This window comes from Streptomyces sp. NPDC059853 (assembly GCF_042731495.1).
Lineage (GTDB): Bacteria > Actinomycetota > Actinomycetes > Streptomycetales > Streptomycetaceae > Streptomyces.
In genome coordinates this window covers 1-5,804 of record NZ_JBHWJL010000235.1, presented here as the reverse complement: position 1 = coordinate 5,804, position 5,804 = coordinate 1, and the positions used below count along the sequence as shown (strand labels likewise).

The 5,804-nt window shown below is 73.7% G+C and carries 4 protein-coding genes; 3 read left to right on the top strand and 1 reads right to left on the bottom strand.

Features of this window, described 5'->3' with window-relative positions:
- Positions 1–258 precede the first annotated feature (258 nt).
- Entirely contained in the window at positions 259–1,083 is an 825-nt protein-coding gene (locus ACFV5N_RS20960; RefSeq protein WP_385601970.1) for a maleylpyruvate isomerase family mycothiol-dependent enzyme, read from the top strand.
- A 28-nt stretch (positions 1,084–1,111) separates the two neighbouring features.
- On the opposite strand, the gene ACFV5N_RS20955 is transcribed toward ACFV5N_RS20960, so the two are convergent.
- Positions 1,112–2,752, bottom strand: coding sequence for a protein kinase (locus ACFV5N_RS20955; RefSeq protein WP_385601967.1), 1,641 nt, complete (start codon positions 2,750–2,752; stop codon positions 1,112–1,114).
- 192 nt (positions 2,753–2,944) lie between these two features.
- Between ACFV5N_RS20955 and ACFV5N_RS20950 the strand changes: the two genes are divergently transcribed.
- Together ACFV5N_RS20950 and ACFV5N_RS20945 are read left to right on the top strand one after the other, a co-directional pair.
- Positions 2,945–4,651 (top strand): protein kinase, encoded by a 1,707-nt coding sequence (locus ACFV5N_RS20950; RefSeq protein ID WP_385601964.1) that lies wholly within the window; start codon positions 2,945–2,947, stop codon positions 4,649–4,651.
- A gap of 24 nt (positions 4,652–4,675) precedes the next feature.
- Positions 4,676–5,731, top strand: coding sequence for a phosphotransferase (locus ACFV5N_RS20945; protein ID WP_385601961.1), 1,056 nt, complete (start codon positions 4,676–4,678; stop codon positions 5,729–5,731).
- Positions 5,732–5,804 lie beyond the last annotated feature (73 nt).

Genomic DNA, 5,804 nt, shown 5'->3' with positions numbered 1-5,804 from the left:
GGTTCGTGCGCCCCTGCGCGCGCCTTACCTAACCGCGCGCGCACCCCCCCTACACCCGGCTGTCCGGGGGGCGGGCCTTGGGGGGGGCCCGGGGGGCGCACCCCCCCCCACTGCCCGGGGGGGCGCCCCGGCCCCGGCAACCCCTCGAACTGACAGGCGTTCGCACCCTAGGATTTGACTCACTCAAGGCATTCACCGGTCGCGCGCGAGCGGCGTACCGTGTGAATACTCCAAGCGACGATCGCCACGAGGGGCCCCGTGACCGTGCATCCCAGTCTGCAGACGTCCATCGATGCCTGGACCCAGTCGATCGAGGCGATATCCGAGCTGGCATCGGAGCTGGTGGGCGGCGAGTGGAACCGTGCCACCGAATGCCCCGGCTGGTCCGTGCGCGATGTCATCTCGCACGTCATCGGCGCCGAGTGCGAGGCGCTCGGCGATCCGCGGCCCATCCACTCCCTGCCCCGGGACCTCTACCACATCCGCAGCGAGGCCGGCCGCTACTTCGAGGTGCAGGTCGACGTCCGCCGGCACCACACCGCCCCCGAGATGACCAGCGAGCTGGAGTACACCATCATCCGCCGCTCCCGGCAGCTGCGGAACGAGAAGCGCGACCCGGGGCACGAGCTGAGCCACCCGGTGCTGGGCGACATGACGCTGGAGACGTTCCTCCAGGTGCGGGCGTTCGACGTGTGGGTGCACGAGCAGGATCTGCGCCGCGCGCTCGGCAAGCCGGGCAACCTCGACTCGGAGGCGGCCTTCATCAGCCGCGACGTGCTGCTCGGCCGGCTGCCGAAGGTGATCGCCGAGGACGCCGGGGCGCCGAAGAAGTCCGCGGTCGTCTTCGACGTGCACGGTCCGGTGGAGTTCCTGCGCACGGTGCGGGTGGACGAGGAGGGCCGGGGCAGTGTCGACCGCAGCCCGTCGCTGGGCCCGGTGGTCTCCTTCACTCTCGACTGGGAGACCTATGTGCGCCTGGCCTGCGGCCGGGTCCGGCCCCGGCGGGTGGCCGACCGGGTGAAGATCGAGGGCGACGAGGAGCTGGCGGGGCGCATCCTCGCCCATTTCGCCGTCACGCCGTGACCGGCCGGGGGCCGGCGGCGGGGCCGGCTCAGCCGCGGTCGGGCTCGCGGCCGGTGGACACGGTCAGCTCGAACACCGTCTCCTCGGGGTCGAAGGGTTCGCCGCGCGCCGGGGTCTGGTTGACCACCATGTTCTCGCCCAGCAGCACCTCGTCCTTGTAGACGAGCCGTTCCTCGTACCGCCAGCCGGCCGAGCGGATGCACTCCTTCACCGAGTTGATGTGGAAGCCGTAGAAGTTGGGGGCGGCCATGGTGCCCGGGTGCTCGTCCTGGTCCCAGTAGTCCCGGGCGTGGACGCAGGTGGTGCTGTCGACGACCTTCTCGGGGTCGCCCTCCTTGAACCGGGGCTCCCGTTCGGTGTCGGTCCCGCCCCCGGCCTGGCTGTCGCCGCCGTCGGCTCCGCCACCGCCGCCGCCACCGCTGTTCAGCGCGGTGATCACCACCCCGGCCGCCACCACGGCGATGACCGCAGCGACCGCGATCACCACCGCCAGCGGCCCGCGCCGCCCGGCGCCGCCGCCCTGCCCCGGGGACACCGGCACGGTCGGTGCCACCGCGTACGGCGGCGGGGTGCCGGGGCCCGGGCCCGGGCCCGGCTGCGGATAGCCGTAGCCGCCCGGCGCGTACGGCGAGGACGGCGGGGTGGCCGGCGGCGGGGTCGCGACCCCGCCCGGACGGCCGGGCGGCGTCGGGGCGCCGAACTCCGGGTACACCGACGCGGCGATCCCCGCGCCGCTGTTGCCGCCCGCCGCCGCGGCCGGGTCGATGCGGGGCGCCGTGCCGCTGAGCGTCCCGGCCACCCGCAGACACTCGGCGCGCAGCTCCTCGGCGGACGGGAACCGCTCGTTCGGGTTCTTCCGCAGCGCCCGCCCGACCAGCGCGTCCACCGCCGGCGGCAGCGCCGTGTTCACCGAGGACGGGGCCGGCGGCTCCTCCTGGACGTGCGCGTACGCGATGGCCAGCGGGTTGTCCGCGTCGAACGGCAGCCGGCCGGTGAGCAGCTCGAACAGCATCACCCCCACCGAGTACAGATCGGAGCGGGCGTCCACGCCGCGCCCCAGCGCCTGCTCGGGCGACAGGTACTGCGGGGTGCCGACCACCATGCCGGTCTGCGTCATGGCGGTGCCGCTGGACTGCATCGCGCGCGCGATGCCGAAGTCCATCACCTTCACCGTGCCGCCGCGCTTGGCGATCATGACGTTGCCCGGCTTGATGTCCCGGTGCACCAGGCCCATCTCGTGGCTGATGTCCAGCGCCGCCAGCACATCGGCGGTGATCTGGAGCGCCTTGTCCGCCGGCATCGCCCCGTGCCGCGCGACATCCTCGTCCAGGATGTCGCGCAACGGTCTGCCCTCGACGAACTCCATCACGATGTAGGGGACCTGGGCCTCGCCCAGCTGGTCCTCGCCGGTGTCGAAGACCGACACGATATTGGTGTGGGTGAGCTTGGCGACGGACTGCGCCTCGCGCTTGAACCGCTCCCGGAAGTCCTGCTCGCTGCCCAGTTCCGTGTGCATGGTCTTGATCGCGACCTGCCGCTCCAGCACCGTGTCCCACGCCAGGTGCACCGACGCCATGCCGCCGCGCCCCAGCAGCGCGCGCAGGACATAGCGGCCTCCGCCCACCGTGCGGCCGGAAAGGTCGGCAGGCGGACGTGCCTGGTCATTCATCGGTACTGATCCCCCTAGGCTTGCGGAGCGTTCCGGTCCGGCAGGGCCCCGGATCTCCGCCCGTATCATACGGACTGGCCAGGTTGGCTCGGAGTGCCGCCGGATAACGACCGCATCAATACTCAACTTGTCAGCGCCACCCCGGAACGGGTTTGATGGCGATTGGACACGCGGCGACAACGGCGAGGACTGATGGCACAGGAGCAAGGCGCGTCGGGCCCGGGCGAGGATGAGGCCGGGGGGACCGCCAGCGAAGTGCCGGACTCTCCCGAGATGTGGGGAAACGCCGGGCTGGTGGGTGAGGGCCGCTACCGGCTCACGCACCGCCTGGGCCGCGGCGGCATGGCGGAGGTGTTCGCCGCCGAGGACGTGCGCCTCGGCCGTACGGTCGCGGTCAAGCTGCTGCGCGCCGACCTCGCCGAGGACCCGGTCTCCAAGGCCCGCTTCACGCGCGAGGCCCAGTCGGTGGCCGGTCTGAACCACCACGCGGTGGTCGCCGTCTACGACTCCGGCGAGGAGACCGTCGGCCGCAACGTCGTGCCGTACATGGTGATGGAGCTGGTCGAGGGCCGCACCATCCGGGAACTGCTGGTCGCCTCCGAGCCGCCGACCGTCGAGCAGGCCCTGCACATCGTCTCCGGGGTGCTGGAAGCGCTCGCCTACAGCCACCACCACGGCATCGTGCACCGCGACATCAAGCCCGCCAACGTCTCCATCACCGACTCCGGCGCGGTCAAGGTGATGGACTTCGGCATCGCCCGCGCCCTGCACGGCGCCGCCCAGACCATGACGCAGACCGGCATGGTCATGGGCACCCCGCAGTACCTGTCGCCCGAGCAGGCCCTGGGCAAGACCATCGACACCCGCTCCGACCTGTACGCGGTCGGCTGCATGCTGTACGAGCTGCTGGCGCTGCGCCCGCCGTTCGTCGGCGAGACCCCGCTGTCCGTCGTCTACCAGCACGTCCAGGACATGCCGGCGCTGGTCTCCGAGGTCAACCCGGAGGCCCCGCCGGAGCTGGACGGCCTGGTGATGCGCTCCCTCGCGAAGGACCCGGACGACCGGTTCCAGACCGCCGAGGAGATGCGCGCGCTGGTGCAGTACGCGCTGCGCATGCTGGAGGAGCACGGCAGCCACACCGCCGGGCTGTGGAACACCGGCTCGGTGACCCCCGGCGGCACCCCGCCCATGGGCACCCCGGCGGCCTCCCGCACCGACGCGCCGACCAGCGCCATCCACACCTCCCCGCTGCTGCTCGGGCACCCCGACGCGGCGGGCGACGGCTACGACGGCGGCTCCGGGGGCGGCCGCAGCCGGCGCGGGATGATGATCATGGTGGCGCTGCTCGCGGTGGTCGCCATCGGCGTGGGCGCGCTGATCGCCTCCAACCTGGGCGGCGGCGACGACGCCGACAAGCCCTCCCGGGACACCGAGCAGGTCGCCGACCCGACGGACGAGGCCGACGACCCGGCGGACGACACGGACGAGGACCCCGCCGACGAGGACGCGCCCAGCGACGACTTCCAGTGGAGCCAGAACGGCGGCGGCTCCAGCAGCACCGGCGGCTCGGGCTACGACCCGCCCGTGGAGGACGACACCGGCCAGCCCACCGACCCCGAGGACACCGGCACCGGCTCCCCCGACCCCACCGACGGCACCGCGGGCAACGGCGGCGACGACACCGAGGGCGCGGCGACCGAGGGCGCGGCGGGCGAGAGCGCCGCGGACGGCGGTGGAGACGCCGACAACGGCAACACCACCAACCCCGATCCCGGCGACGGCGGCCAGAACGAGGGCAGCAACCCCACCGGCGGCACCAACCCCGGTACCCCCGGCGGGGCCGGCGCCCCGGGCGGCGACAGCGGCGGTGTCACCTCGGACGGCGGGCTCACCGGCTGAACCGGCCGGGCCGACTGATCGACCGTGACCGTCCGCACGTCCGCCCGGGAGTTATCGGGCCGCACGCTCCACGCCCTCACCCGGCGCTACGGGGCGGGTGAACCGCTGTCCTGCCAGCCCCTGTCCCAGGGGCTGCTCAACCGTGGCTACCGGCTGGCCACCACGCGCGGCCGGTACTTCCTCAAGCAGCATCTGGCCGGCGACCCCGACACCGTGCTGCCGCTGCCCCGCCAGCACCGGGCGACCGCCGAACTGGCCGCGCTCGGGCTGCCGGTCGCCCCGCCGCTCGCCGCCCGGGACGGCGCCACCGTCACGCTGCTGGCGGGCCACTGCTTCGCGCTGCACCCGTGGATCGACGGCCGGCACCGGGGCGGCGGCGACCTGGGACGGGCGGACTGCCGGCGGCTCGGCGCGCTGCTCGGACTGGTGCACCGGGCCCTGGAACGGGTGATACTGCGCGCGGCCCCCGAGGGCGCGGTACCGGCCACGGGCCGGGTCAGGGCCGCCTGCCCGAACGAGACGCGCCAGGTGATCGACGGCCTGCTGGCCCTGGTGCGGCAGCGACCGCGGCGCAGCGGCTTCGACGAACTGGCCGAGCACCGGCTGCTGGAACGGCGGGTGCTGCTGCGCCGGTACGAGGCCCTGCGGCCGGGCGTCACCGAGATACCGGCGGCCGGGTGGGTGCACGGCGACTTCCACCCGCTGAACCTGCTGTACCGGGCGGAGGGGCCGGCCGACCCGCTGGCGATCATCGACTGGGACCGGCTGGGCATACGTCCGCGCGCGGAGGAGGCGGTACGGGCGGCGGCGATCTTCTTCCTGCGGCCGGACGGCTCGCTGGAGCTGTCGAAGGTCAGCGCGTACGCCCGCGCCTACCGCATCGCGGCGGGCGCGGGCCCGGGCGAACTGGCGGCGGCGGTGCACCGGGTGTGGTGGGAGCGGCTGAACGACTTCTGGATGCTGCGCTGGCACTACGAGCGGGGCGACCCCCGCACCGACCCCCAGTTCGCGGCGGCCTCGGCCCTGGTGGTGTGGTGGACCCGCCACCGCCGGGCGGTACGGGACGCCTTCTGCGCCTAGGCCGTCTCTTGCGGATCGTCGCGGGGCCGCGCCGCCGGCTACGGGGGGCACCTCCCGGCCGAAGGCCGGGGGA